The sequence below is a fragment of the Candidatus Nanosynbacter sp. TM7-087 genome (genome assembly GCF_022828365.1).
Lineage (GTDB): Bacteria > Patescibacteriota > Saccharimonadia > Saccharimonadales > Saccharimonadaceae > Nanosynbacter.
Window position 1 is genome coordinate 371,760 of sequence record NZ_JAJQJU010000001.1, and the last position, 24,477, is coordinate 396,236.

The following is a 24,477-nucleotide window of genomic DNA, read 5'->3' on the forward strand; positions in this document are numbered from 1 at the left end:
AACTCTATGGGCAAACTTAAAACAGCAATCAACAACGTAACTGTCTTTTTGGACAATGCCTGGACTATCATGGTCCGCGCCGCAGAGATAGTAGCGGGAATAAAGCTCTTTGGAGTCCAGTACATGGAAACCGCAATCGGGACTCTACCGATTGCACAAATCCTCGGAGCAATTCTCATTACTGATGTGACTGTCTTTGCTTATTCTCTGCTTCGCTCGCAAAGTGAAAAGAAGAGATGAAAAAACATATCAGTATTACACCGGCTAGCAAACCACGCATGACGAGAAGCGATAAGTGGAATGAGCGTCCGTCAGTAATGAACTATCGAGCGTACGGCGACGAGCTAAGGCTGAAACTGCCAGGATATGAGCCGCCTGAAACGTTTACGATTGAATTTGCTCTGCCCATGCCAAAAAGTTGGTCGAACAAGAAGCGTAAAGCCATGAATGGACGCCCACACCAGCAGAAACCGGATATAGACAATCTGGTTAAGGCGTTTTTGGATCATCTCTGCGAGGATGATTCGTACGTCTGGAAGGTGTGTGCATCCAAGATATGGGCTGAGCACGGCGGAATAACTATCGAAACTTAAGGAGGAATCCGAGAATGGGGATCTTACAGCTTTTATCCAGAAAGAAAGATGACGAGTCTGAGCTTGAAATTCGCAGTGAGGACGAAGACTATACCGAGTGGCACGTCAAGCCATATTTTGAAGCAAGAGACTTGTCATTAACCTTTCGGTCCCGATCTGATGCGCGCGATTATAAAAGACTGCTAGCGAAAAGCTTTTACCATATCCATTCAAAAATCATTCGCCGGGATTGGCAAGGCGGATTCATCCGAGAGGAGAAAGAGGTCGGATAATCACTAAACTGGTGCCGAAACCGGTTAAATGGCTTGGCGATGCCCACCCTTGCCAAGCAGCAGCCAGAGATAGGTAAAAATATGAACGATAGCAAGCACGTACACAAATGGGAGTGTCTCCGAGCAGATAAGCTTATTTGCCATAGATGTAATACGGTCGCGGAAATTGACACGTTAATTACTAACAACCGTAATGATGCTTATCTCAAAGCGAAGGTCGATATTCTGTCTAAGCAGTTATATGCTGGCGACCTAAAGAAAGATGCTCGCGAGAAAGCTTATGCGTGGCTGGTGGAGCATAATCCGGATGCTATCAAGAAAGACGAACAGGTATCGATGCTATGACAAGAGACGAAATGATCAAGCGGATTGAGAGTACATTAAGACGTGCTGAACGCGCCATTGTTGAACTTCGCAAAGAGCTAAAGAGACTACGGAGCGAGGGCTAGGTTTATGGCGGTCGAGTATGTCCTGTACAAGGGAGAAGAGATAGTAGGAATAGGTACGGCTGATGAGCTATCTCGACGGCTTGGACTACGTCCGCAAACTATTCGAAGTTACTCCTCGCCTTCTCATATGCGCCGCGTAGAAGAAAGCGCCGATCCAGAGTCGAGGATTGTGGCGGTAAGAGTTAAACATGGAAAGGAAGATGATGGCGATGACTCAGAAAAACAACAAAGTGGCGATTGAGGCGCATGCTCAGCGTATTGTAGATGTGGTGGTCCGCAAAGCCGAGCCTGCACCTGAGCCGCCAAAGCCTGTCTATGAGTACTCACCCGGTCGTCCGATGAAATTTCAGGATATCGACGAGCTGCGCGCCATGATACTCGAGTACTTTAAGAATGCAGCGCCCCACTGGGAAGAACAAACTGAGTATATTGACCGCCGTGACCCTAAATCTGGAAAGATTGTCATTGAAAACGGAAGGGTCGTCCAAGACAAGGTGATCCGCAAAGTTAAAACCAAACAGAAACCACTCACCGTTACTGGTTTAGCTGTTGCACTAGGCACATCACGCGATGTGTTATTAGACTATGAGACCACATATTCAGAGAAATATCCAGAATTTTCCAACACGATAAAAGAAGCGAAAGAACAGATTAAAGCCTATGCGGAGGAGTCTCTGTTTGGCACTAATACTGCTGGCGTAATATTTAGCTTGAAGAATAACTGGGGATTCAAAGACAAATATGAGACCGAGAACACTAACCGTGAGGTTAAGTTCATTAACACTGTTCCGAGGACGCCAGAATCATGACAGAGATAGTCAAAGTACCGGATTACACTGCTTCGCCTCGTCAGACATTGTTTCATACATCAACAGCTTTTGAGCGATTCTACGGTGGTGCTGCCGGCGGAGGAAAGACTGCCGCACTAGTTGCTGAAGCAGTAACACGTTGCCTTGAGTACGATCACTACGCAGCGTATCTATTTCGGCGAACGTACGAGGATACAAAAAAGACCCTCATGAGAGAAATAGATAAACAGTGTCGTGCATATATCAAGGACGGCAACATGATATTTAGGTCGCAAGAAAAGGGCTACTACTTCACCGCCACTGAATCGTGGATTTACTTGTGCTACTACAACCACGAAGATGATTTTAATCACTATCAGGGTTCAGAGATACACATGCTGGGTATCGACGAGTTAACTCAGTTCTACGAAAGCTGGTACGACAACCTCGTTGGGCGCGTTCGTTCTGACGATCCAGACAAACCGCTCACCGTCTTCGCAGCTGGCAACCCAGGTGGCGTCGGGCATGGTTGGGTTAAGACTCGATTCATTGATGCCGCACCACCTGAGCAGATAATTTACGACAAGCGTCCGTACGTCAAGCGAGACGGCTCAATTGACTACATCGAGACAACGCGTATGTTTATCCCTGCCACCCTAGAAGACCACCCGAGCGCGTCATTTAGACAGTCATACATGCGTAGCCTACTGACAATGGCAGACCCGAAGAAGCGCGAAGCATATCTGTATGGCAACTGGGATCTGTTTGCTGGTCAGGCATTTAGCGAGTGGCGGCGACATCTACACGTCGTTGAGCCGTTTAACATACCAGACCACTGGCCGAGATGGATGGCGTATGACTATGGACGAGGCACGTATGCGGGTGCTGTTTGGCTAGCACGTGACCCAATTAGTCAACGGATATATCTTTACCGCGAATATTATGCTAGCGGCAAAGGTCCAAGGATTCAGGCACGCGAGATGAAGCAGCTTGAACAATCAAACGAGCAACTGCCTGTTAGGCTAGCCGACCCGTCGCTGTGGAAGCATATTGCTAATGCCGATGACGGAAAAACTATCGCTGATCGATTTACTGAAGAAGGCATCAACTTCACGCCCGCCAATAACGACCGGCTTCAAGGAGTCACTGCTGTTCATGAAGCGTTGTCTCTGGCACCAGACGGATTGCCATACCTGCAGGTATTCAGTAACTGTGTTCATTTTATCCGTACCCTACCGAGTCTCGTGGTTGACACTAAACGACCCGAGGACGTTGATACAACAGGTGAAGACCATCTCTACGATGCACTGCGCTACGGGCTTGTCAATGAGCGTAAGGCGACAGTTGAGGATTCTATGCCTCAGTCTGATCCGGGACTGTTCAGTGATGGAGGGTATTATGGGTAGTTTACCGATAAAAAATTAAAGGAGGGTATATTTTGGAAAGCTTAGATTTACCACAATACATCATTAACCTAGAACGAGCCGCACGCGATACGCCGTTTGGTGAAGTTGGTCCGTTCTATCTCATGAGACACAAAGGCGAGACCGTGGGTATACGCGGTCAAACGTCGGAGATTATCCGATTCAAAACTACGGCAGAAGCAGTTATATATCTGGTGGACTATATCAAGACCCTGCCAGCCGACAAGTCTGGAGATATCGTTTTTGCCGTTAAATTTACTAACGGTAGAGTCAAACAGATTACTACAACATCAGACATCACAACGATAATCGAGGATAAAGCAGATGACGACAGGTAAAGCTAAAGCGCTGTGTAAGAAATGTGGTAGCACAAGACACTATCAGACGTTCTGTCCATTCAAAAAACGACAGAAAATATCGCAGTGCGGCAAACACGCAAAAGCATGGGCAGCGTTCCGAGATAAGGTTGCGAAGCCATACCTCGACATGAAATTTGGGCATGTGTGTGCAGTCGCCGGGTGTACCGAGACTAAAAACCTAGATGTTGATCACATTAAGGGGCGCGGCTCTCACCCACATTTACGCTATGACGTCAACAACTTGCAGTACTTGTGTCGTAATCATCATCGACTGAAAACGGACGGCAAACTATGACGAAGAAGGCTTTACGAAAGAAGCAACGCCGAAAGCGTAAACAGCGAGCGATAACTGAAATAAAGGGAGGTAAAAATGACTAAAGAAACAGAATTGCCAGACGTATTTCTCTGGGCAAACAAAACGGACGGACGTAAGGATAAATTAGACGTTGAGCTATTTGCAATCACCAAATCGTCTGAGATATTTCGCATTGACCATAACGAGGCAATCAATCATCAGCTGTTCGCGCTGTTTTTGTACGACATCATTAGTGGAGTGCAAGTTGACAGTATCACTGGCGTAAGGGTTGTCGATTATGCGGCATCTGATGGCTGTCAGAATACCCTACCCGCCATCAAGGTAAATGACGTACCGGTTGCTGAAACGATCATGGAATATCTGGAGTATACAAATGACATCGACCTACTCGACTTGAATCAAATCGAGGCAAAGAAGCTACTAGCGATTTGCGCACGATTCACCGACAAAGAGACGAACGAAAGCTTTTACATTTTTAAGCACATTCGCCCAGCTAGCGTATTAGTCGGCGGCACTGTCTCCTACGCCATTTCAACCGGACGTATGGAAGAGCTGCCGTCAGAGTGTGCATTAAAGATAGATCCGTCGAATCAAGTTTTAGTGTTTGAAGATACGATGTTTGTGTTCAATAAGTCCAAGTTTGAATCGATGTTTCAACACGACCCAGTGTCAGTCGCTGAAGCTCGCAAGAATGGCAAAATACTTGACGAGAGGCTGTCTATCGCTACGCCGACGGTTGGTCAAGGCATTGAGTTTCTCTGTAAAGACAACCGCACACTAGTCAGACGGCTTGCTAAGCTTGACCCTGTCAATATGACCCGCGATGTTGTTGAGGAGATAATTCGCGATTACAACGTAGATCTGATGACCGACGCCACCAACGACAAACTCATCATCATGGACGCTAACGATGCTAAGAAACTGCTAGATATTGTCGAGGATAACTTCGTTCGCGGCACCAACGGCACTGCTTATATCGCCAAAAATAAGAAAGAACTTGAGCCAAAGGAGGATAAATAATGTTCTGGATTATGACAACCGTGGTGCTCATCGCATTCATCGTCGTTACAGAGATTGCGGTGGCGCGAGAAGACAAAGAATGGCAACGCGAACGCGAGGTCAGACAGTACAAAGACAAAATCATCAAGTCCCGCAAGCGAAATAAGAAAGATAGCGGAATATTTTAATGGGAGGTATTATGAAACGATACAAATTACTTAAAGATTTACCAACCTTCAAAGCGGGCGATTTATTCTACATATCTGAATATGGTGCTTTGGTTTATGATGACGGCGATGGTGGCGTTATGGCTTACACAAGACAAACACTTGAGAAATTCCCAAATATCCTTGCCGACTGGTTTGAGAAAATCGAAGAGCCGACGAACAGTATTCATTGGAAGCCGAAGTTTGGCGAAGACTATTGTTTCGTAGACGATTTTGCACGCATTACTCGAGCGCGTTGGTCCGACACTCATGTTGATGAGCAGCGCTACAAGCTCGGCATAATAAGGCGCACCAAAGCCGAAGCCGAGAAAGCTCTCGAACGTCAAATGGCTATCGCCACGCTTATGCGCGATTCAAACTTTGAGCCTGATTGGAGCAATAACGATCAGAATAAGTGGACATCTTATTACAACCATAATGATAAAGAGTTGTTGATTGAGGCGACTGCCTTTCTGCAATATCCTTCAGCTATTTACTTCGACACATATGACAGCATTAAAAAATCCATCAAAAATCATAAGAAAGAATGGCTAATCTACCTTGGCGTGGAGGACAACTAAGTGAAGGATTCAAATTCACAAGAATTGTTTACTATTCACAGTGTACTGCTGGAGAGTTCTCGAGTAGTTCTGGAGCGTCGTCTTGGCAAGTATATGCTGCGAAACATGGAGTTGCGAGAACGCCGTGATATCATTGACGATTTAGTAATTACCCTCTCTTCTGAAGTGTTGTCTACCAAGTTATGCGAGGATTCGTACGAAGTATCAGATGTTCAAACGTACCACTTCCCGAAAGGCCCGTGGCAACATTTCAAGCACAACTATATGCCTATGTGGTTTTGCGATATATTCCCCATAAAATACTCTGTAAAACGAATATATTTTCATAAAACCATTAAAATCACTCGTCGAGAGACTTATCCAATGTGCAACATGGACGTAAGGAACAACCCGACACTTTGTGTCCAACTGGGCAAACCGGTTATTAAAGACGAGGTAAAAATTAGCTAATAGAAAGGACACGATATGAAAGGTGAAGTACTTATATACATAGAGGGAACGGAGGATAGCTATAAGTTATACAGCAAAGACATAGAATCGGCTTGCAGCCTGTATTACGGCTTAGAAGAACGTCCGATTTATATTGACCGTCCCGATGGTTTAGCTAAAGTTGTTGTTGAAAAATTGGATGTGTTAATAGAAGCTATCCTCGACACTCATAAGCTTAGAGAGGAGAGGCTTGAATCTTTCTACGAAAACACACGAGTAAAGGAATGGCGGGACGCGAGAGACCGACGAGTTCTATTGGGTGCGCTTATAAATAGAAACTACGAAGGCGACAGAATAGCCGGTTTGATTGGCTGGCTAGAATCCAAAAGGGCTATTAGTTGGAACGACAGAGATGCTAGAGTCGTGCCCTATAAATTAAACGATAATTTGATATTAATCTTTTCCTAGGAGACTCAATAATGGAACGTAAAATACTCATGACAATCTGTATCATCGGTATGATATCCGGTGCAGCTTCAGTGATATTTACTGCTATAGCTAAGCAATACACTGGATCAATATTCTATTTAATACTATTTTTCATTAACACGCTTGGATTTTATGCCGCAAAGGAGGAAAAATAGTAGCCCCGTAGAACGTTTTATCTAAAAAACACGCTCTACGGATAAAATATGTAAACAACATACATGTACTTTACATATATTTGGCATAACAACACGACTAAACTACACGATTTCGTGTAGATAAGGAGGATTATAATGGCATTGAAAAATTACACAACTAGCACATCTGTTGAAAAAACACTGAGCGAGATTCAAGGCAAGCTCGCCTATGTTGGCGCAAAGCGTATTATGACCGAGTATGACGATACTGGCAATGTTGTCGCTCTTAGCTTTCAGTTGGAGCTCAATGGTCAACAATTGGCATTTAGCCTGCCTACCGACTGGCGGCCAGTTGCTCAAGTGTTAGAGCGCCAGCGTGCTGTACCAAAAAGTCGCCTTGAAGAACAAGCACGTCGTACAGCCTGGCGCATTACTAAAGATTGGGTAGACGCTCAAGTGGCTATCATAGAAACGAAGATGGTAACGACAACGCAAGTATTTTTGCCCTACACAGTCACTAGCTCAGGTAAGAGTTTATATCATAGATTTTTGGAAGATGAGCATCTCATGATTGGAAGCGGTAATGTCAACTAAACCACTAATTTTGCATAGAGAGAAAGGAGATGTCAATATATGTGGCCAGCATGTCAAATATGCGGTAAACCAGTACGGAATATAAGCGATGAGTTTTGCCGAGGTTCTCACTGCGACGGCAAGCCGATGACGTATCCGTCTGCCAAAAAACCGCACACTAAAAGAAAACTTACTCGCGCTATGATTAAAGCGCGCCGCAAGAAAGGTAGGAAATGACAAAAATGGATAAGCGCTCGATAAAGCGTTTTCGCTGCTGGCTAGTTGAATCAAAGCAGTATGTTTATGATATTCAAAAAATTTGCGATGGCAAGCTGATTAAAAACTTTGCCGAGATTTTGAATAATCCTAAAAAATATGTCGTAGAACAGGAAACTGGCGCTATTGATATCGCTAAAAATAAAATCCGGGAGGGTGATATCGCAAAATATCGCAACGCTAACTATCAGCGCGAAGTTTTTGAGTGGCAATATGGCGTCGTGGTTTTCAAAAATTGCGGCTTTGAGCTGTACAACCCAATCAAGGACACTGCAGAATCACTAACTGATATATCTATCAGTTTTTCGAAAATTGAGGTCGTCGGCAATATCCACGAAAATCATGAACTCTTGGAGGAGAAATGAAAACTACCCCAACAACCATACTTGACGCTTGTTGCGGCGGCCGCATGTTTTACTTTGAAAAAGACCACCCAAATATTCTGTATATAGATCGTCGCAGCGAAACTGTCGAGATGAAAGATAGAGATAAGATTAGGACGCTGGAAATCAACCCAGACTTTGTTATGGACTTTACAGACATGAAGTTTCCTGATGAGTGCTTTAATTTCGTCGTTTTCGATCCGCCCCACCTCATCAACTGCGGCAAGAATAGCTGGCTCGCCAAGAAATATGGCAAGCTCGAAAAAGATACTTGGCGTGAAACGCTGAGTAAAGGCTTGAGCGAATGTCTACGCGTCGTAAAACCTGGCTGTGTCGTCGCTATGAAGTGGAGCGAGCGCGATATTAAAACCACTGAGTTACTAAAGATATTACCTCAAAAACCAGCTTTCGGTGACAAATCTGGAATGACGCGGTGGTTGTTTTTTGTGAAAGGAGTGGATGATGAGAATATCTAGTTTTATACATCAAAAAAGAATCAAGTGGCTGAAGTGGCGAATTAAACGAAATGGAGTTTGGCTTGATTGTGCAAGAGATGCTTACAACCGTGCCTGTGCCAAGGGAATCCGGAGCTACCACAGGTCTCGGCCATTTGTGCAGCAGATACTCCACTACGAGAATAAAATATTGTTATGTAGCGCAAAAATCGTTTACCTAACGGAAAAAATGAGCAAGAGAAATGACGAAAAGTGAACTAAAACCATCCATCCAGTGCAACAAGTGCCGTAAGCGGATAAAATACGACCGCTACTATGGTTATAGTCACTATTGCAGTGGACGTGTAAAAGATATTTATAGAGTTGCACGTAAAAGACTGCTCTCTATAAACTCCCTTCGAAATCGTCATGCCCAAATTTTTGGAATGAGTGATATTGCCAACGATTTAAATTCTGCGAGCGTAGTGTACAATCCAGAAACCGATAAACGAATAAGAAAGGAAATTGAAATGAAGAAAACTGTAACAGACCTCCCTACTCCAGAAGAGGTCACCCGAATCACTGCAACTTTAGATTTAGCGAGCAAACTAGACAATACTACGATTGCTAAATTAAGCAGCTCCAAAAGCAAAAGCTCCACGCCAAAAATTGGCGAACTGTGCGGCATGGATTTGCTAATCGACCTGTCTAACGCGCCAGATGAGGCAAAATATGAGCTGTATTTTAAGGCGCGGACTATACTTGAGAAAATAGCGTCCGAATAACTGGCAATTTCCTTCCTATAATAGTATTATTGAACCATGATATTAAAGCGTAAACTTACTATTGACAACCAGACCATAGCAGTTATGAACATTGACGGAGCCGACTATATATCGCTGACAGATATGGTCAAGAACATCGAGGGTGATGATCATATCAGGAACTGGATGAGAAATAGGGAGACTGTTGAATTTCTTGGTTTGTGGGAGCAATTTAATAATCCAAATTTTAAACCCGTCGAATTCGACGGGTTTAAAAGACAAGCAGGTTTAAACTCATTCGTTCTGTCCCCTCAAAAATGGGTTAACGCCACGAATGCAATAGGAATAATATCAAAGAGTGGACGCTACGGTGGTACCTACGCACACAAAGATATCGCCTTTGAGTTTGGCACTTGGATCAGTGCCGCATTCAAGCTATATCTTATTAAGGAATATCAGCGACTCGTTGAGATCGAGAGCAATCAATATAATTTAGAGTGGAATGTGCAGCGCATACTTTCAAAAACCAACTACACGATACATACCGATGCGATCAAAGATAAAGTTATACCGACAACTCCGATATGGAATAAAAGTTTTACTTATGCAGGAGAGGCTGACTTGCTAAATCTTGCATTATTCGGCATGACAGCTAAAGAATGGCGTAAGGCTAACCCTACCGAGGCGAGGCAAGGCAGAAACATTAGAGACGTAGCTAGTATAAACGAGCTGATCATACTATCAAACCTCGAGACTCATAATGCGCAGTTTATTCGCGATGGTTTAAGTAAGGAGATTCGTTACGAGCGCCTGGCGAATATTGCAAAAATACAAAGAGAATCTCTCCACAGAGTAGATCCAATTAAATCAATCAAAAAACTGACTAATGAAACATATCACCTTGCATCGCGCAGTGAATTAGATGAGAGTCGTAAAAATTAATAAAAAAATAGAAAAAATGTTGGAGAATCTGAAAAACTCGTGATATGGTGAATATGTAATAGCCACGAGCGGTAATGCCGCAGGAGGCTCACAGAGAAATCTGGGGGCCTTTTTATTTTGGAAAATAAATTATGAAAGCAAGCGATTTAGGTAAAGACTATCAAGAAGCAAGGACAAATATGATCCACACGCACGAGACATGGCGTGTCTTACTCGATATTGCCTATGCCAAGCTGTCTACTGAAAAAGGTTTTAAGTCTCGTGTTCGCGAAGGTAGCTTGAGTTCTCTGATATTAGAACGATCCTCCCGTGTGGTGGCACAGTTACCGACCGGACGTATCCGTTCGCTAAGCAGGCGCGACCAAGGTAAAGCAATGCTGATGGATTTAGTATGGACTAAATATGTTATTCCTAACGCTAAAAGCCAGTGGTCATTCATGACGAAGCTCCGTATGTGGGATTACTACTCCCTTATCTACGGTGCTATGCCAGTTCAGTACGATTACCGAGTTGACGAGGATTATGTCGGTCCTGATTTTAGAGTGATAAATCCAACGGAGTGTTTTCCGCAGGTTGGCAATACTAGTTTGAATGATTGCGACGCCGTCTATATCGTTACCTACCATAGCAAACGCTATCTGCAAAGCCGTATGAAGTTTAAGGACTGGAATAGAGCCTCTGTCCAGACTATCCTCGATAAAGTAACCGAGAAGCATCAGCCATCAGACGCCAAGGAAACGGCTACTAACCTGCAACAGGAGCGCGGCGAGGCGGCGACCCTACACCAAGGGCAAATTACTCTGGTTACTCGATATGAGCGTGGCAAGAATGGGCGCTGGATTACGTTCGCGCCAGACTTTGAGAATATTGTCGTTCGAAACATTAAGAACCCGCACGAATCTGGACGTATTCCTGTCGTGTTCAAATATGCTATCCCGCTTATTGACTCTCTTTGGGGTATGGGCGATGTTGAGCGTGGCGCTTCATTACAGCGAGCAATCGACACGTCCGTAAACCTAAATCTCGACTTCTCCAAGTTCAAGATATTCCCGCCAATGTGGTATAAGGGTGATGCTGTTGACCCATCTCTAATGCGTTATGAGCCAGGTGGCAAAATCCGTACTGCTAATGGACAATCTGACTTTGGCTTCGTCAATCCAGGCGCTAGCCCATCAAATGAGTTCCAAGCGACCTATCAGTTCCTGAAGGGTGCGTTGCTCAATCAAAACGGTACGACTGACACCACGATATCCGCAAGCGACGGTCTGCCGGGCTTTGGTCGAACACCAGAAGCCTTGAGCAAACTTGAAAAGCGCGAAAACGCCCGCGATCAGTGGGATAGAAACATGTTTGAGGAGGCTTATGAAGAGCTGGTCGATGGCATGATAAACCTAATTGGCACCAAACAATCTGTTCCGATAAAGTTTCATGTCTTTGACGACGAAATCCTGGATATCATCAAATCTGGACACAAGGATCTGCTAGACATCTTCGATTCAGCCAAGGGTTACCGAATAGGTACTGACCCAGAGACTGGCGAAAACGGTATGGTTGAGTACATCAACGCCCACGGCACAGCCGAAATGAAAATTGACCATACCAAGCTGTCCGGTAAGTGGATGTATCGAATAGATGCTGGCACGACTGCCGCCAATGACCAGAAAGATGAGTATGAGCGCGTCTACAATCTCGTTGAGCTACTGTCATCTCAGGCTGGTGCGTGGCTAATGGACGGTGCGCAAGAAGATGGACGCAAGGTCAACAGGACAGAGCTACTCGACCAGCTTATCGCAGCTAGTGGCATCAAAAACAAAGATAAAATCTTTGACCCGTACACTCAGGAAAACGACAAGACGAAGCCGTTTACCCCAGATATGCTCAATGACCCTCAGATGATGAGTGCGCTTCAGCAGCAGCTTCAAGGTCAGTCCGAGGAGCAGTCGCAAGCGCTACGGGGTATGCAGCAGTCCCAAGAAGTCCAACAACTTCAGCCGATGGAGGCGGCATAACATGGAGAACATTTTAGATAGCGATATCAATTCCCTGCCACTTACACCAGTGGCTGAGGAGCTAAGCCTAGAGGCAAAAGTAGCAGAAGCCCGCCAGCGTGCTGAGGTAGCCGATATTGCTTCAATCCCAGGTTGGCCGCGCATCAAGGAGCAGATGAAGCAGGACGCGTTAAATCTGAGGCTCCACAGAGACCTAGAGTTTGGTCCTAATGATTCTGATGAAAAAGTTGGTAAAGAGGTGCGGTCTAGGCTACTAATGGCACAGTGGATCGAGAAGTATATAGAGAGAATTGAGGGTGCGGTATTAGCCGTCGAAGTAATAACCAAGGAGGCTGAAGATGAACAGCAATCCTAACCCGTATGAGACGTCAAACACGGAGTCAGAGCTAGTCGAAAAACCGCATTATGCCGAACTGGACATGAGTAGTATCGCGCCGCAGCACAAACCAGACAGTGAATGGCGGCAAAACGGCACAAACCTAAGGTGTATAAGTTGCCAGAACGAACACGGTATATTTTTGCCGCCGGGGACTTTCTACACTGGCAAAACTGACAAGAAAGGAATGCCTATCGTTGAGAAGAGGTTCTGAGGTAGGTTGCGTTTCCGGCTGGTCTTTTACCACCCTACTAGCCGGAAACGGAGCGTATCTCCCGCCGCGGACTGCGTAAGTGTCTTGGCTAAATTAAACGAAAGGATGTAGCATGTCTACTTCTAGCGATACCGGACTATCGGCCGAACAGGTCGAGGCGGTAGAAAATATGGCGCTAACAGACGGCGGAGAAGCAACCGCCACACCGGAGACGCCGGCTGGTGAGAATCAAACTACGAACGAAACAACAGCGACTGGTGCGGAGGGTGCTGATGGCGACGGTCAACAGCAGTCCAATGGTGATTCCAAAGCTGAAGCAGAAGTCGGTACAGATACACAAAACGGGCGTCCAGACAAGCAATCGCGCCTCAATCAGCGTTTCGCTGCATTGACCAGCCAATTGCACGAGAAGGACGAGTATATCGAGTCTCTTAAGCAGGAGATGGCACGAAAAAACCAGCAAGACCAGCTTAAGCCCCCTACTCCTGATGAAGATGGCAATTACAGCGCCAGCGACATCATGGATTATAACCAAAAACAAGCCCAGCAAGCTGCCAATACTGCAGTAGAGGCAATGCAGGAACGCTTGGACGGTGAACAGGTGGCGTCGCGCTTTGATCGCGAAGAGGCAGAAATACTAAAAGCATATCCTATGCTTGACCCAAACAATGCTTCGTTAGACCCAACGGATCCGAACTGCTACAACGAAACCTTAGCTAAGGCGGTTGACAGCTATGTCCGAGGACGTATTGAGCCGCACATTTTAGCAAGGAACGTCGGAGCTCTTAAGAAGCTATCGATTCGGAAGCTAGCCGATGAGTACTTAGAGCCTATCATGTCTGTAGCGCAAGCCGAGCGCGAGCGTGCCCAGCAAAACCTACAGAACCTGAACGGACAAAGCTCTGGCATGTTTTCGTCGGCAGCAGGCTCAGGTGGCGGCGGAGATTCCATAGAGGAACTAGAGGCAAGGATCGGAAACATTAGTTTATCGTAATCCATTTGGGTGGTAGTGGTTACAGAAAGGGCTGTTTAACATGACTGACACTACTACTGCGCAGCTTCAGCACGATCTGCAAACCTATTTTGCGAAGAAAGTCCTTCGCGGAGCGGAGTTTCAGACTGTGCTTGACCAGTTCGGTCACAAAGAAACATTGCCAGAGGCATCAAGCAAGACTATCCAATTTACCCGTTACTCGGACTTGGATATCGTTACTAACCCTCTGACGGAAGGGCAAGCCCCAGCCGGCAGCCAGCTGACAACTTCTGCTATCAATGCGGTTGTTGACCAGTATGGCGACTTTGTGACGCTTACTGACCTCGCAAAATTAACACCAAAACACTCATCTGTTCAAAACGCTCTGAAGAAGCTCAGCGAGCAGTCATCGAAGAGTTATGACCGTGCTATCAACAAGGTCATCATCGCCGGTACTGCTGTACGCTACGCCAATTCAAAGACCGCACGCAACTTGCTGGCTGACGCAGACAAGCTGACCTGGGCAGATGTTCGCAAAGAGGTTTCCCGCTTGCGCACCGCAGGCGCACCAACCTTTAAGGACGGCAACTATGTCCTAGTTGTCGATCCAGCCGTCGAGCAAGACTTGATGGATGACGAGGCGTTCCGCCAGACGGTTTACCGCCAAGCATCGAAGGAGAAATCCAACGAGCTATACAAGGGCGAATTAGTCTCGTTTGCTGGTGTAACGGTTGTTCGAAGTAATAACCTAATCACCGACAAGGGTGCATCAAACGCGAAGGTGCACATTAGCTTGCTCTTTGGCGAAGACGCCTACGGCAACACCGACCTGCAGCACCTGAAGGTGTACAAGGAAGGTCCAGGCGGCGTGTCCGACCCACTTCATCAGAAGATGACGCTTGGTTGGAAGTTTGCCGCCAAGGCTGCCATTCTAAACAACAACTTTATGTGTCGTTTGGAATCCGGCTCACTATACTAAATTAACCGGGCGGTAGGTATACAAGCCGCCGCCCACGCCATGGAAGGATAATCATGGAAGGTAACGCACCAAATACTCTAGGTCCTACTATGACCAATGTGCCGACTCCCCAGCCCCGCACGCCGCAGGCTGAGTATGCCGTGCAAGCAGCACCGGACACAACACCGACAGTCTCGCCAGCGCCAGTATCGCAACCAGAGCCAGAAGCTCCAGCGGAGCCAGTGCTTGAGCAGTCGGATCCAAAAGTCGCACAGTACGAGCCAGACACAAAACCAGTGTATGTCCACGTCAAATTGCGGCGTACGGTGATGATTAACGGCAAGGGCTATCCAGCAGGCAAAGACCTGACGGTACCGAAAGAAATTGCCGATGAGCTGTACCGTATTGAAGAGACTAACCTGGAGTACGAAGCAGATCTGCTCCGTGCAAACAACCAGGTCTCCACCCCAGCAGCCGAGCTGAAGGTTTAACAAAAACTAAGACAAACCAAAAAATACACACAAAACATAAAACCTCCACTGATAGCGCAGGTATGACACGCAATCTACTGGACGCTACGGAGAACTCAAAGACACCCCAACTCGCAAGGGTGTCTTTGTCATGGCAGACATTTTCCTATTATGACGCCAGTGGACAGCCATATAGCAATTAACCACATATGCAGGTCGCTCCTAAATATTGCTTCTGTATCATCAAGAATATGAAGCACTACAGTTGCGCAGATAGCTATAATTACAATAATAACCGCAGTACCCCAGTTTATATTATTGTTTCCTATCGGAAAAATAATCGCGCAAGCAGACATAAAAAGTGCCCCAGAGTACTCTTTCGCATTGCGAAACAACTTCTTCATCATATGGACAAATCATACCATATTTGCTATAATGACGCCATGAAAAAAGGTGGTAAAGCAGAAAAAAATGACACGATGGTCACCAGAAAAAAGTGTCTCATAGACGTAGCTATCGTTGGTGTCATCTGTTTTTTTCTCGGTTTTTTATTCTGTCACACAGCATACCCTATTCTATACCACAACAAGCTAGAAGCTGACAGGAAAAATGCCGAAGCTACCCTGGACTATAAGATACAGGAGCTGAGAGACTTACAAGGACGAACTCCAGTCAAAAATCAGAGCCAGAATAAGTCTGCTTCGCATAGCAAGCACACTGTCTACGACATCACGCCAGAGACAATGCTGGCTGAAGTGAACAAGATACGCGCCGAGCATGGCGTTGCCCCCCTACAGCTAAATCCAGCTTTGAATAAGTCGGCACAAGAGAAATGCAGCGATATGGTCGCCAATAGTTATTACGGACATGACAATCCAAAGACTGGCGAGCATGGCTGGGAGATAGCCCTGAGAAATACTGGATTTACAACTGGCTTCCATAGCGAAAACCTATCTTTGGATACGGGATCAAAGGAAGAAGGACGCTCTGGCTACATCACAGACAAGACTGTTTTTGAGGGCTGGATGAAAAGCGAGCCGCACGCTAAGGCTATCCTCGACTCCCGATATACACTAACTGGCTTTGGTAAATGCACTACTGACGAAACTTTGGGCGATAATGGACATTGGTTCTTCATTGAGCATTTCTACAGTCCGACAAACTAGAATCGAAAAACTTTCACAAAATTTGCCAAAATATTGATGATTTGAAAAAACGCATGATACCTTATAAATAAGCATGCGGTATTTCCTGTAGTAGACTACGAGAAGCACCGCTCCGTGAGCCGCAAGCTCGGCAACGGCTTTGGACGACCGGTCGTACGGCGGACATCAGGACTCCAGAGGCGAAAGACAAACTTGTATTAAGTGTGTCTTCGCAACTGGACAGTCCAAGCGAAACAACAGCCCTTTTGCGAAGCGCAAGAAAGGGCTATTTTTATGGCAGAATATCAAGGAAACCCAGACTTCCGCGGGTGGCTGGCGGTACACGATCCGTACACGCTCGCCTACACCGGCAACGACGGCAGGATTGACTGGAACAAGGTCAATAACAACGGCGCCGACACAAGAATGATCAGTTACGACAAAGGACAGTCCGGCAAGGTTCAGCAGTATGTAGACGGTCTGCATCGACAATTTCAAGCTTGGGACGCCAAGCGAAATCAGCAACAGCCTCAACAGCAGAATGGCATTGGCGGCTGGGGCTATAGCAGAGGCGGTAGCGGCGGCGGAGGCGGCATGTCAGCAGTACAGCGCCAAGCCATCGACAAGCAGTGGGCGCAAAATAACCGCTACTACAACGATATGCTGAGCTCCATCGATCCGCGACGCAACGCAGCACGAGCGGCCGTTGACAGGCAGGTAGATACATCCATCAACTCATTGAAGGGCGAACGCGACAGCGCCTTTCAAAACCTCGACCGTCAAGACCAAAAGCTGGAAAAAAGTTATGCCCGCGGTAAGCAGTCGCTGGGTGAGATGGTCCGCAATACTCTGCAGGGCGAATCAAACAACATCGGTATGCTGGGCGGCGGCAACTCAAGCGCCATCGGTATGCTGGGTGTTGGCGTAGCCGACCTGCAAAACAGCGAACAAGGCAAGATGTTAGACGATCTGAACGAGCAGAAGACTGACATTGAAGTCAACCGTCAGCAAGTACAGAGGAAGCTGGAAGACGAAGTACGCAAGCTGAATGACTTCCGCCAGAGCAAGTACCAAGAAATCCACGACACCTTCAACGAGCAGCGCAACGAAATCCTCAACAAGATGAACATGAACGACAACCAGCGCGCCCAAGCCCTCGCTCAAGCGGGTGCAATATCGACAGCTCAAATTCAGGACGTCGATAGAGCTATCAACGGACGGCTAGGTCAAATCGTACAGACCTACCAAAATATCACTGCTCCGCAAGCGTCACTGGCGAGCGTTCCAGCATACCAGGCGAAAAATATCACTCAAGGCACAGTAGATAGCTCGAATATTAATTCGCCTAGCCTGAGCGCAGGACAAGCAACAGAATCAGTTCTTGGCCGACGCTCTGACGATGACGACAGCTACTTTATGCGTCCACGGCGTTCCGCAGACGACGTCCAATTCTAATAGCCGAAAGGAGCTAAATACCAATGTTTGACTTTGGAAAAATGATACGCAGCTTCTTCGGATGGAGAGACGACGAAGAAGAAAAACGCCGCGAACAGCAAAACCACCGCGAGCCAATCCAGCAGCACAACGATAATCCGCTAAGCCAGCCAAAGCAGTTTCAGGGGTTTGACGCAACACGCCTGTCTACTATTCAGCAGCCGCGCCAGCAGGAGCAGCAGCAAAACTTCTCGCCAGAGAAGCCCAAAACGCCAATGTTTCAACCAAACTTCGTAGAGACAATTGAATCGCAGCTAGAAAAAGCCAAAAAGTATGCCGCACTGGGCGATGAGAACGCCAAAAAGTACATCGAACAGAACCAGTCGAAAGTGCAGCAGCAAGACAAGCAGCAAAACTTCTCGATAAACAATCAGTCACAGCTACAATTACCACATCCACAGCAACCCTCCCCTTTTCAGCAGCCAGCACAGCAATCACCGCAGATGCAACAGCTGAATGAGACTGTACGCCGCAACAACCTAAACTCTGAGGACTACCGAAAGCGTCGAGACGAATTAACGACGCTGCTTAATGATACCCGCGGCAACTGGACAAACGAACGGAAATTACTCGATGAAGCACAGCAAGGCATCACCTCTGACGAGCAGTTGAAAAATACCATCGAGAAGATAAAGAATGTTCAGTATCGCCAGAAAACCGCTGACGCTGCCTTGGGCGAATACGGACAATCGCCCATGATAAATTACGGTGGCAGGACACCGACACAATTCCTAGAAGACTTTAATAATATGGATGCCGGCAGGCAGCGTGAGGCTATCGAGCAGATATCCAAAAATCTAACGGATTACGCCAAGGTCCCTTACGGATTTACCAATCCAGAGCAAAGAGCAAAGTTCGAACGTATCGTTGCTGAATCAGAGTTACTACGCAACCTAATCGATGACCGAGCAACAAAGAAAGTTCCTAATGTAGAGACTGTTGGCAAGGATATTATTAATATTGGCGGCAATATAGTTGGCGGCATAACACAACCATTCAAGACGGTTTATCGTTCAGGTGAAGCTTTAGTTAATCATAGCCCGCTTGATGCACTCACTGCGGAATACAAAGCAGGCAAGCTTTCGGAGGAAGAATATGCTCGCAGATACAACGCTATAGACCAAGAGATAAACGGCATAACTGGAGGCATGCAAGACAAAGGAACTCTAGACCGTATACTTCGCGCAGCTGGTACAGCTGTTGATGTCGCTTCTTCTGTTGCTCCTGTAGGATCTCTTGCCAAGGGAGTTGTCAAGGGTATTGCACCAACGCTAGCTAAAAGCGCGCTAGAGAAAGGTATCATCAGCCAAGCAGCCGAGAAAACCGTTCCCCAACTGATTGCTCATGAGGCAGCCACGAACGCCGCTCTAGGTGCAGGCGGGTCGCTTCGAGCTGGCACCGACTGGAAACCTGAAAATGCTTTGCAAGAAGCGGCGACCGGTGCTGTCTTTGGTGCTGGAATGGCAGGAGCTGGTGCAGCTATCGGACGCGGCGCTACAGCACTTCGCCAAGCGTATGTCGATGGCGACCTGCATATTCCACGTACGGAAATCACACCGAATGCTGGACGAAATGAGCGAATGCGCACAGCCATTGAGAATTATCCTATCGATGAGCCATTTAACTACGGGCGCGTTAGCCAGAGCACTCTAGATCAACACAACGCGATTCAGGCACAAACTGGTCAAGACTTCGTAACCAACAGAGACGTAACAGTGTATCCGGGCGCACATAATGCCCACGTGGAGAAACGGATTCTTCAGGAGGGGGTAACGCCTGAGGAGTATGTAAATATAGCGGAAAAGTCTATTTATGGCAACAACAGCACACTCACTCGCAGCCCTAACGATACAGGACTCCAGAATGTTACCTATGCAAACACTGACGCACCGAGCGGTCGAGTCCTAATGGGTCAATTCAACGATGGCTTAAGCCTTAAGAGTGTACAAAAAATCCGCCCCGAAAGAATTGAGGCAGATATTAAAAAAGCCCAAGCCGAGCTTGGTACGCCCCTGATGGACGACGACTTGCGGGGTGTTACCCGGGCAGGTAGCAATCTAGAATCTGCTACAGGCACAAGTCCTATTAGTAATCCATCAGGAACTCGTACTGGCAGTGTATCAAACAACACGGTAAATGTCAATGGCGAGGATGTTTACAGGCCAACAAAACCAGGCTTTTTTGGTACAGCTCCTGAAGATTACCGCTACCGAATCGAGCAGACACCACGCGGCAAATACGCAATCGTTGAAGAGTATGCTGACGGCAGTCCATCACAGCGATATTCGACACATTCAGACATTGCTATTGCTCGCCGTGAAGCACAGAGATTAGCTGAAGGACTAGAAAAACCAATCCAAGTCGAAGAAACCGGAAAAGGCTACAACGGATTCACTGAACGAGCGGCTGAGATTGAGCTGAAAAAGCTACAAACAACCCGTCCAGAGTATGTCTGGGAGATTAAGCCAGCCGAGCATATGGATAGCCACGATATAACGCGAGGTAAGTATGGTATTAAGGGGGTGCTACGCGAGAGTGACGCCCGCCTCGACGGTCCAAACCAGCCGGCGAGAACATACGAAGTTGAGGGTACTGTACCAAAAGTCAAGGAGGAGCTAGACCTCGGCGACGGCTCAAAGCTAACATCCACCACTAACGGGGACACCGGCGTCACAACAACCGAACGCGTCGCTCCTGACAATACAGCAGACCTACAGGCGGTAGCGGCAGCCCGAAGCGCCACCGATGTAGCCGACGGGTACAGAATCGATAATATTACGTCACAAAGCCAAGCCGCAGACATCAACCCCTACCCTCAAGCGACCGTTGATAATGTTATCGACAAACTGAACGCCGGTACTCCAGCACAGCGCCGCCTAGTTCGCGATGAGATCCGCAAACAAACCGGCTATGACGTTCACGACATACGAGGTATGAAACAGTATCCAACCATCGTACAGTCAGCATATAACCGCGTCGTCGGCAGCCAGGAGTGGATTGACGCTAGCAAAAAAATCCACGTCAAGGGTACGGAAGCTAATCGCAAACCTGATCTAACAGAGTTTGCTCTAGCAAAAGGTGTGGACGAGCAAGGCAAGCCGATATTCGACCTGGTCCCGCTTGACGGCAATAAACATACTATCAGCAGTACTGGTATGGTAGTCGACAAAGATGGCAAGAGTGTTGGCAGCTACGTCGGTATCGATGAGAACGGCAATCAGCATGCGTATGTTGAGGGTAAACCAGTCAATCTGGGTGCTGTCGTCGGAGATATTGAACGCTGGGGTAACAGGAATAACCCACTTGCAGACATTGACCGTATCATCGACGCAAATGCTCCAGATGCCGCAACGGCCGCAGCTACCAAGGAATTTACCTCCGTATTCAAAGACAGCCAAGAAGCAGCCATGAAAGTCGAGCTGAAATCTCGCCGCGATGGACTAACGAAACTAGAAAGCAAGATGTTAGACAACCTACCATCTCGCCAGCTGCGAAAAGACCTAACCGAAGATATGTTCGACCTCGTAGAAAAGAAAGTCGATGTTGCCGACCTGAACGCCAAATACGGCAAAGACTACGTAGACACCTACATGAAGCCAGCGGTGGATTGGTGGCGTACTCACGCAGACGATATCCTCAACAACACTAACCGTGTACTGGAAGCAAACGGCTATGACCCAATACCGCGCCGCAAGAACTACATCTCGCACATCATGAGCGACCCGTCATTCTTCGAGAAGGTTGGACTGAAGATTAAGGACATCACCGGAATGAATGGCTCGGTGAGCGGTGAAGCAATCCCTAGCGGAGTACGCGGGGGTGTTCCTGACGAGATAGTCGGAAATACTGAAAACACTGGTGCACGCCGCAAGTGGAATCCATTTGCACAGACACGCCGCGGCGAACTAGCCAACAAGGACTTCTTCGGTGCTATCGACAGGTACTACGAGGCAATGCTCTACAACCAGTACATGACTCCTGCTGCTTCACGCGTGCGGGTAGTTGAAAACGCCTTCCGAACATTCCAGAAAGCTAAGGAGATTAAGCTAGACAAAGCTATCGAAGAACTCGGATTTAACGAAGCGATGGCGCAAGTCGAGACCGGCAAGCCAAAACACAAGAACTTCAAAGAAGGCGAGCGCTCCCCTCTCATCGCCGCATGGCAGGAATATGGCAATATCCTTGCTGGAAAAACGAACGCCATTGACCGATTGGCCGTTGATAAAGGCTTTGGTAGGGCTGTAGATGTTTCAATCAAGGCACAAGGTATCGTCGGCGCTAACACTATACCAGGCTCAGCCACGGCAGCCGTAGCGCAGGTCCTAAGTGTTCCGCAGACAATTGCTCGAGACGGGTTGCCATCGTTCATGAAAGCTGTCAAGCAGATGATCCACTCTGGCTTTGACGAAGCAAGCGACCCGCTGAATAAATCTTCATTCATGAAAGCCCGCTATACCGACGCCTCATCGCAGCGGCGCGGCATCATCCGAAAGTACACTGATGCTGCCTCCATTCCGATGGAAGCTATTGAGAAGTTTACTGGAGAGCTGAGCTGGCGCAGCGCATATAACGAGGCACTCAGCAAAGGACTGACTGGAGACGCAGCCATTAGGCAGGCTGACCTAGCTGCCAAGGCTACTCTAGCTGGGCGCGGCATTGGCGACCGACCATTGGTCATGAACTCGAAAGTACTCGGTGTGTTCACACAGTTTGGGTTAGAAGTAAACAACATGAGACTACAGTTCTTTAAGGACTTTACACCCGCCCAGAAAGCCAAATTCATCATCGCAGCAGCAGCTGCTAACTATGGGCTGAAGATGGTAACCGGACAAGAACAACTGCCAGACTTCCTGAAGGCGACAATAGACACTTATAACGACTTTGCCAGTAACGAGGACGATGCTAACGACAACCTTCTAAATAATACCGCGCAAGCAGGTCAGCGTTTTCTAGGCGAAGCCTCCAAGTTTGTTCCGGGTGGTCCCGCACTTGTTGGAGCATTTATAGACGACAAAACTAAGAAAACCATTTTTGGCGAAGATTCAGACATTTCCCGTTACGGCACGCCCGCTGTATCAAAGTTGATTAAGGCTGGACTTGCCGCTGGCGAGGGTTTATCGAGCGGTGATGCTGGTAAGATTGGCACCGCAATGCTTGATATAGTCCCAACCGGTGCGCAGATAAAGCGCACAATTCAAGGGGCTACTGCCCTAAAAGATGGCTATACACAGGATAGCAAAGGCAACATTCAGACACCTGTTGACCGCTCGCCAACAAATATCGTTAAAGGAATGCTCTTCGGCAAGAATGCCCTTGATGAGCAGAAGCAGTTCTATGACACCAAGCAGCATGCGCTCAGTGATAAAGACAGTGCTGCGTTTAGAGAGATGCTATCCAACAATCCTGAAGAGGCTAAGCGGTATTATAGCCTCGTTCAGGATTCAAGGAAGATGGATATTCTGGAGAAGCGTGCTAAAAATGGCGACACCGCAGCAATGGATAAACTCAGCAAAATGTCTCAGGCGACTGGCTCAGACGGACTGCCCGTGGTGCTAAAAGCCAAGATTGCTCGTGGCGACTACACACAAGACGGTGATGGGACGATCAGAACAAAAGGCGGCGAAGTTGCTCGAGAAGTTCATAAGAGACTTGCTAAAGATTCAAAAGATGAATCAGACGCCACCTACCGCAACTACGTACTAGGCTACGGATTAAAGCAGAGAGGTTCGAGTGAAACAAGCAGCAATACCGGAAACGATATTACCGATAAACTATCTGCCCTCGCCGCTCAATCAAACGATAAAGCAATAGTCCATCAAGCTATCGACCTGAACAAGAACAAGAAGTACGCCGATATGCCGGCCTGGGTTAAAGAACGCTACGCTGCAGAAAATGGCATTGACAAGGAACAGCTAACCTATGCAACGCAGGCAAGCTATAAAGCAGATGTTAAACTGCAATACCTCAAAGAGGCAACCAAGGACATGTCGAATGAGCAGCTGGTTAACACTCTATACGCTGGACGCAGGAAGTCGATCGCCGACAAGTGTTTTGTAGAAGATTCTATGCTGAAGAATTTCTACAACGACGGACGTATCTCCAAAGATCAGTACCAAGCCCTGCGGTCCCTAATCATGGACGAAAACGGTAATGTTACTTCGCAATCCAGAAATGGTGGCGGAGGTGCTAGACGCGGCTCAAGCGGTAGCGGTGGACGACGAGGCGGTACTGTCAGTGGGGTTTCAGTACCAGACTACAACGTCAAGATGATGAAGCTTTCTAGCCCGTACGGCTTTGCAAAAGATCCAAACGTAAGCCTTGGCAACGTCGGCTCAAACAAGAGCATCGTTACCGGCATCAAAGCCCCGTCACAGTTCAAAATTAGTAAGTCGGCGCTACCAACGCCGCGCGTAAGATAAGGAGTTCA

General features: G+C 47.3%; 29 protein-coding genes. 28 read left to right on the forward strand and 1 reads right to left on the reverse strand.

Annotated elements, in window-relative coordinates; translation table 11 throughout:
* Nucleotides 1-6 precede the first annotated feature (6 nt).
* The 25 genes from LRM41_RS02005 (at nucleotide 7) to LRM41_RS02125 (ending at nucleotide 15,432) form a co-directional block, all read left to right on the forward strand.
* Complete coding sequence (locus LRM41_RS02005; protein WP_243819231.1) at nucleotides 7-240, forward strand: hypothetical protein; 234 nt, start codon at nucleotides 7-9, stop codon at nucleotides 238-240.
* A complete protein-coding gene (locus LRM41_RS02010; protein WP_275973484.1) occupies nucleotides 237-593 on the forward strand; it encodes a RusA family crossover junction endodeoxyribonuclease in 357 nt (118 codons plus the stop codon). The genes LRM41_RS02005 and LRM41_RS02010 overlap by 4 nt, the downstream gene beginning before the upstream one ends.
* A 14-nt stretch (nucleotides 594-607) precedes the next feature.
* On the forward strand, nucleotides 608-865 hold the full coding sequence (locus tag LRM41_RS02015) for a hypothetical protein (RefSeq protein ID WP_243819233.1): 258 nt from the start codon (nucleotides 608-610) through the stop codon (nucleotides 863-865).
* Between the two features lie 81 nt (nucleotides 866-946).
* A complete protein-coding gene (locus LRM41_RS02020) occupies nucleotides 947-1,210 on the forward strand; it encodes a hypothetical protein (RefSeq protein ID WP_243819234.1) in 264 nt (87 codons plus the stop codon).
* Nucleotides 1,211-1,318: 108 nt separating this feature from the next.
* Nucleotides 1,319-1,555 (forward strand): hypothetical protein, encoded by a 237-nt coding sequence (locus tag LRM41_RS02025; RefSeq protein WP_243819235.1) that lies wholly within the window; start codon nucleotides 1,319-1,321, stop codon nucleotides 1,553-1,555.
* The gene (locus LRM41_RS02030) at nucleotides 1,515-2,123 is read left to right on the forward strand and encodes a DNA-packaging protein (protein WP_243819236.1); all 609 of its coding nucleotides are present in this window, start codon (nucleotides 1,515-1,517) and stop codon (nucleotides 2,121-2,123) included. Before LRM41_RS02025 ends, LRM41_RS02030 begins: the two co-directional genes overlap by 41 nt.
* Nucleotides 2,120-3,508: a phage terminase large subunit gene (locus tag LRM41_RS02035; protein ID WP_243819237.1), complete on the forward strand. Its 1,389-nt coding sequence runs from the start codon at nucleotides 2,120-2,122 to the stop codon at nucleotides 3,506-3,508. Before LRM41_RS02030 ends, LRM41_RS02035 begins: the two co-directional genes overlap by 4 nt.
* A gap of 32 nt (nucleotides 3,509-3,540) precedes the next feature.
* The gene (locus tag LRM41_RS02040; RefSeq protein ID WP_243819238.1) at nucleotides 3,541-3,864 is read left to right on the forward strand and encodes a hypothetical protein; all 324 of its coding nucleotides are present in this window, start codon (nucleotides 3,541-3,543) and stop codon (nucleotides 3,862-3,864) included.
* Between the two features lie 391 nt (nucleotides 3,865-4,255).
* Nucleotides 4,256-5,221 carry a Kiwa anti-phage protein KwaB-like domain-containing protein gene (locus LRM41_RS02045; RefSeq protein WP_243819239.1) on the forward strand — a complete coding sequence of 322 codons (966 nt, stop codon included), beginning with the start codon at nucleotides 4,256-4,258 and terminating at the stop codon, nucleotides 5,219-5,221.
* Between the two features lie 11 nt (nucleotides 5,222-5,232).
* Nucleotides 5,233-5,388, forward strand: a complete 156-nt coding sequence (locus LRM41_RS02050; protein WP_243819240.1) for a hypothetical protein — start codon at nucleotides 5,233-5,235, stop codon at nucleotides 5,386-5,388.
* An 11-nt stretch (nucleotides 5,389-5,399) separates the two neighbouring features.
* A complete protein-coding gene (locus tag LRM41_RS02055) occupies nucleotides 5,400-5,987 on the forward strand; it encodes a hypothetical protein (protein ID WP_243819241.1) in 588 nt (195 codons plus the stop codon).
* Entirely contained in the window at nucleotides 5,988-6,437 is a 450-nt protein-coding gene (locus tag LRM41_RS02060) for a hypothetical protein (protein ID WP_243819242.1), read from the forward strand.
* A 15-nt stretch (nucleotides 6,438-6,452) separates the two neighbouring features.
* Nucleotides 6,453-6,884 (forward strand): hypothetical protein, encoded by a 432-nt coding sequence (locus tag LRM41_RS02065; RefSeq protein ID WP_243819243.1) that lies wholly within the window; start codon nucleotides 6,453-6,455, stop codon nucleotides 6,882-6,884.
* Nucleotides 6,885-6,895: 11 nt separating this feature from the next.
* Nucleotides 6,896-7,060 (forward strand): hypothetical protein, encoded by a 165-nt coding sequence (locus tag LRM41_RS02070; RefSeq protein ID WP_243819244.1) that lies wholly within the window; start codon nucleotides 6,896-6,898, stop codon nucleotides 7,058-7,060.
* A gap of 135 nt (nucleotides 7,061-7,195) precedes the next feature.
* The gene (locus tag LRM41_RS02075; RefSeq protein WP_243819245.1) at nucleotides 7,196-7,633 is read left to right on the forward strand and encodes a hypothetical protein; all 438 of its coding nucleotides are present in this window, start codon (nucleotides 7,196-7,198) and stop codon (nucleotides 7,631-7,633) included.
* A gap of 221 nt (nucleotides 7,634-7,854) precedes the next feature.
* Entirely contained in the window at nucleotides 7,855-8,253 is a 399-nt protein-coding gene (locus tag LRM41_RS02080; RefSeq protein WP_243819246.1) for a YopX family protein, read from the forward strand.
* Complete coding sequence (locus LRM41_RS02085; protein ID WP_243819247.1) at nucleotides 8,250-8,747, forward strand: TRM11 family methyltransferase; 498 nt, start codon at nucleotides 8,250-8,252, stop codon at nucleotides 8,745-8,747. The genes LRM41_RS02080 and LRM41_RS02085 overlap by 4 nt, the downstream gene beginning before the upstream one ends.
* A gap of 404 nt (nucleotides 8,748-9,151) precedes the next feature.
* Nucleotides 9,152-9,490, forward strand: coding sequence for a hypothetical protein (locus LRM41_RS02090; protein ID WP_243819248.1), 339 nt, complete (start codon nucleotides 9,152-9,154; stop codon nucleotides 9,488-9,490).
* A 36-nt stretch (nucleotides 9,491-9,526) separates the two neighbouring features.
* The gene (locus LRM41_RS02095) at nucleotides 9,527-10,411 is read left to right on the forward strand and encodes a KilA-N domain-containing protein (RefSeq protein WP_243819249.1); all 885 of its coding nucleotides are present in this window, start codon (nucleotides 9,527-9,529) and stop codon (nucleotides 10,409-10,411) included.
* A gap of 131 nt (nucleotides 10,412-10,542) precedes the next feature.
* A complete protein-coding gene (locus LRM41_RS02100; RefSeq protein WP_243819250.1) occupies nucleotides 10,543-12,420 on the forward strand; it encodes a hypothetical protein in 1,878 nt (625 codons plus the stop codon).
* A 1-nt stretch (nucleotide 12,421) separates the two neighbouring features.
* Nucleotides 12,422-12,775 (forward strand): hypothetical protein, encoded by a 354-nt coding sequence (locus tag LRM41_RS02105; RefSeq protein WP_243819251.1) that lies wholly within the window; start codon nucleotides 12,422-12,424, stop codon nucleotides 12,773-12,775.
* Nucleotides 12,759-13,010 (forward strand): hypothetical protein, encoded by a 252-nt coding sequence (locus LRM41_RS02110; protein WP_243819252.1) that lies wholly within the window; start codon nucleotides 12,759-12,761, stop codon nucleotides 13,008-13,010. The genes LRM41_RS02105 and LRM41_RS02110 overlap by 17 nt, the downstream gene beginning before the upstream one ends.
* Nucleotides 13,011-13,122: 112 nt before the next feature.
* Nucleotides 13,123-14,004 carry a hypothetical protein gene (locus LRM41_RS02115; protein WP_243819253.1) on the forward strand — a complete coding sequence of 294 codons (882 nt, stop codon included), beginning with the start codon at nucleotides 13,123-13,125 and terminating at the stop codon, nucleotides 14,002-14,004.
* Nucleotides 14,005-14,044: 40 nt separating this feature from the next.
* Nucleotides 14,045-14,962, forward strand: coding sequence for a N4-gp56 family major capsid protein (locus LRM41_RS02120; protein WP_243819254.1), 918 nt, complete (start codon nucleotides 14,045-14,047; stop codon nucleotides 14,960-14,962).
* Between the two features lie 53 nt (nucleotides 14,963-15,015).
* Nucleotides 15,016-15,432, forward strand: coding sequence for a hypothetical protein (locus tag LRM41_RS02125; RefSeq protein WP_243819255.1), 417 nt, complete (start codon nucleotides 15,016-15,018; stop codon nucleotides 15,430-15,432).
* Nucleotides 15,433-15,560: 128 nt separating this feature from the next.
* On the opposite strand, the gene LRM41_RS02130 is transcribed toward LRM41_RS02125, so the two are convergent.
* Nucleotides 15,561-15,818: a hypothetical protein gene (locus LRM41_RS02130; RefSeq protein ID WP_243819256.1), complete on the reverse strand. Its 258-nt coding sequence runs from the start codon at nucleotides 15,816-15,818 to the stop codon at nucleotides 15,561-15,563.
* Nucleotides 15,819-15,854: 36 nt separating this feature from the next.
* Between LRM41_RS02130 and LRM41_RS02135 the strand changes: the two genes are divergently transcribed.
* The 3 genes from LRM41_RS02135 (at nucleotide 15,855) to LRM41_RS02145 (ending at nucleotide 24,469) form a co-directional block, all read left to right on the forward strand.
* Nucleotides 15,855-16,577, forward strand: a complete 723-nt coding sequence (locus LRM41_RS02135) for a CAP domain-containing protein (protein ID WP_243819257.1) — start codon at nucleotides 15,855-15,857, stop codon at nucleotides 16,575-16,577.
* 273 nt (nucleotides 16,578-16,850) lie between these two features.
* On the forward strand, nucleotides 16,851-18,011 hold the full coding sequence (locus tag LRM41_RS02140) for a hypothetical protein (RefSeq protein WP_243819258.1): 1,161 nt from the start codon (nucleotides 16,851-16,853) through the stop codon (nucleotides 18,009-18,011).
* Nucleotides 18,012-18,034: 23 nt separating this feature from the next.
* Entirely contained in the window at nucleotides 18,035-24,469 is a 6,435-nt protein-coding gene (locus LRM41_RS02145; protein ID WP_243819259.1) for a hypothetical protein, read from the forward strand.
* The last annotated feature ends 8 nt before the right edge of the window (nucleotides 24,470-24,477 follow it).

Excerpts from the sequence above, each read along its gene's own strand:
- LRM41_RS02005 (WP_243819231.1), top strand. The coding sequence starts at position 7 with ATGGGCAAACTTAAAACAGCAATCAACAACGTAACTGTCTTTTTGGAC.
- LRM41_RS02010 (WP_275973484.1), top strand. The coding sequence starts at position 237 with ATGAAAAAACATATCAGTATTACACCGGCTAGCAAACCACGCATGACG.
- LRM41_RS02015 (WP_243819233.1), top strand. The coding sequence starts at position 608 with ATGGGGATCTTACAGCTTTTATCCAGAAAGAAAGATGACGAGTCTGAG.
- LRM41_RS02020 (WP_243819234.1), top strand. The coding sequence starts at position 947 with ATGAACGATAGCAAGCACGTACACAAATGGGAGTGTCTCCGAGCAGAT.
- LRM41_RS02025 (WP_243819235.1), top strand. The coding sequence starts at position 1,319 with ATGGCGGTCGAGTATGTCCTGTACAAGGGAGAAGAGATAGTAGGAATA.
- LRM41_RS02030 (WP_243819236.1), top strand. The coding sequence starts at position 1,515 with ATGATGGCGATGACTCAGAAAAACAACAAAGTGGCGATTGAGGCGCAT.
- LRM41_RS02035 (WP_243819237.1), top strand. The coding sequence starts at position 2,120 with ATGACAGAGATAGTCAAAGTACCGGATTACACTGCTTCGCCTCGTCAG.
- LRM41_RS02045 (WP_243819239.1), top strand. The coding sequence starts at position 4,256 with ATGACTAAAGAAACAGAATTGCCAGACGTATTTCTCTGGGCAAACAAA.
- LRM41_RS02050 (WP_243819240.1), top strand. The coding sequence starts at position 5,233 with ATGACAACCGTGGTGCTCATCGCATTCATCGTCGTTACAGAGATTGCG.
- LRM41_RS02055 (WP_243819241.1), top strand. The coding sequence starts at position 5,400 with ATGAAACGATACAAATTACTTAAAGATTTACCAACCTTCAAAGCGGGC.
- LRM41_RS02065 (WP_243819243.1), top strand. The coding sequence starts at position 6,453 with ATGAAAGGTGAAGTACTTATATACATAGAGGGAACGGAGGATAGCTAT.
- LRM41_RS02070 (WP_243819244.1), top strand. The coding sequence starts at position 6,896 with ATGGAACGTAAAATACTCATGACAATCTGTATCATCGGTATGATATCC.
- LRM41_RS02075 (WP_243819245.1), top strand. The coding sequence starts at position 7,196 with ATGGCATTGAAAAATTACACAACTAGCACATCTGTTGAAAAAACACTG.
- LRM41_RS02080 (WP_243819246.1), top strand. The coding sequence starts at position 7,855 with ATGGATAAGCGCTCGATAAAGCGTTTTCGCTGCTGGCTAGTTGAATCA.
- LRM41_RS02085 (WP_243819247.1), top strand. The coding sequence starts at position 8,250 with ATGAAAACTACCCCAACAACCATACTTGACGCTTGTTGCGGCGGCCGC.
- LRM41_RS02090 (WP_243819248.1), top strand. The coding sequence starts at position 9,152 with ATGAGTGATATTGCCAACGATTTAAATTCTGCGAGCGTAGTGTACAAT.
- LRM41_RS02095 (WP_243819249.1), top strand. The coding sequence starts at position 9,527 with ATGATATTAAAGCGTAAACTTACTATTGACAACCAGACCATAGCAGTT.
- LRM41_RS02100 (WP_243819250.1), top strand. The coding sequence starts at position 10,543 with ATGAAAGCAAGCGATTTAGGTAAAGACTATCAAGAAGCAAGGACAAAT.
- LRM41_RS02105 (WP_243819251.1), top strand. The coding sequence starts at position 12,422 with ATGGAGAACATTTTAGATAGCGATATCAATTCCCTGCCACTTACACCA.
- LRM41_RS02110 (WP_243819252.1), top strand. The coding sequence starts at position 12,759 with ATGAACAGCAATCCTAACCCGTATGAGACGTCAAACACGGAGTCAGAG.
- LRM41_RS02115 (WP_243819253.1), top strand. The coding sequence starts at position 13,123 with ATGTCTACTTCTAGCGATACCGGACTATCGGCCGAACAGGTCGAGGCG.
- LRM41_RS02120 (WP_243819254.1), top strand. The coding sequence starts at position 14,045 with ATGACTGACACTACTACTGCGCAGCTTCAGCACGATCTGCAAACCTAT.
- LRM41_RS02125 (WP_243819255.1), top strand. The coding sequence starts at position 15,016 with ATGGAAGGTAACGCACCAAATACTCTAGGTCCTACTATGACCAATGTG.
- LRM41_RS02130 (WP_243819256.1), bottom strand. The coding sequence starts at position 15,818 with ATGATGAAGAAGTTGTTTCGCAATGCGAAAGAGTACTCTGGGGCACTT.
- LRM41_RS02135 (WP_243819257.1), top strand. The coding sequence starts at position 15,855 with ATGAAAAAAGGTGGTAAAGCAGAAAAAAATGACACGATGGTCACCAGA.
- LRM41_RS02140 (WP_243819258.1), top strand. The coding sequence starts at position 16,851 with ATGGCAGAATATCAAGGAAACCCAGACTTCCGCGGGTGGCTGGCGGTA.
- LRM41_RS02145 (WP_243819259.1), top strand. The coding sequence starts at position 18,035 with ATGTTTGACTTTGGAAAAATGATACGCAGCTTCTTCGGATGGAGAGAC.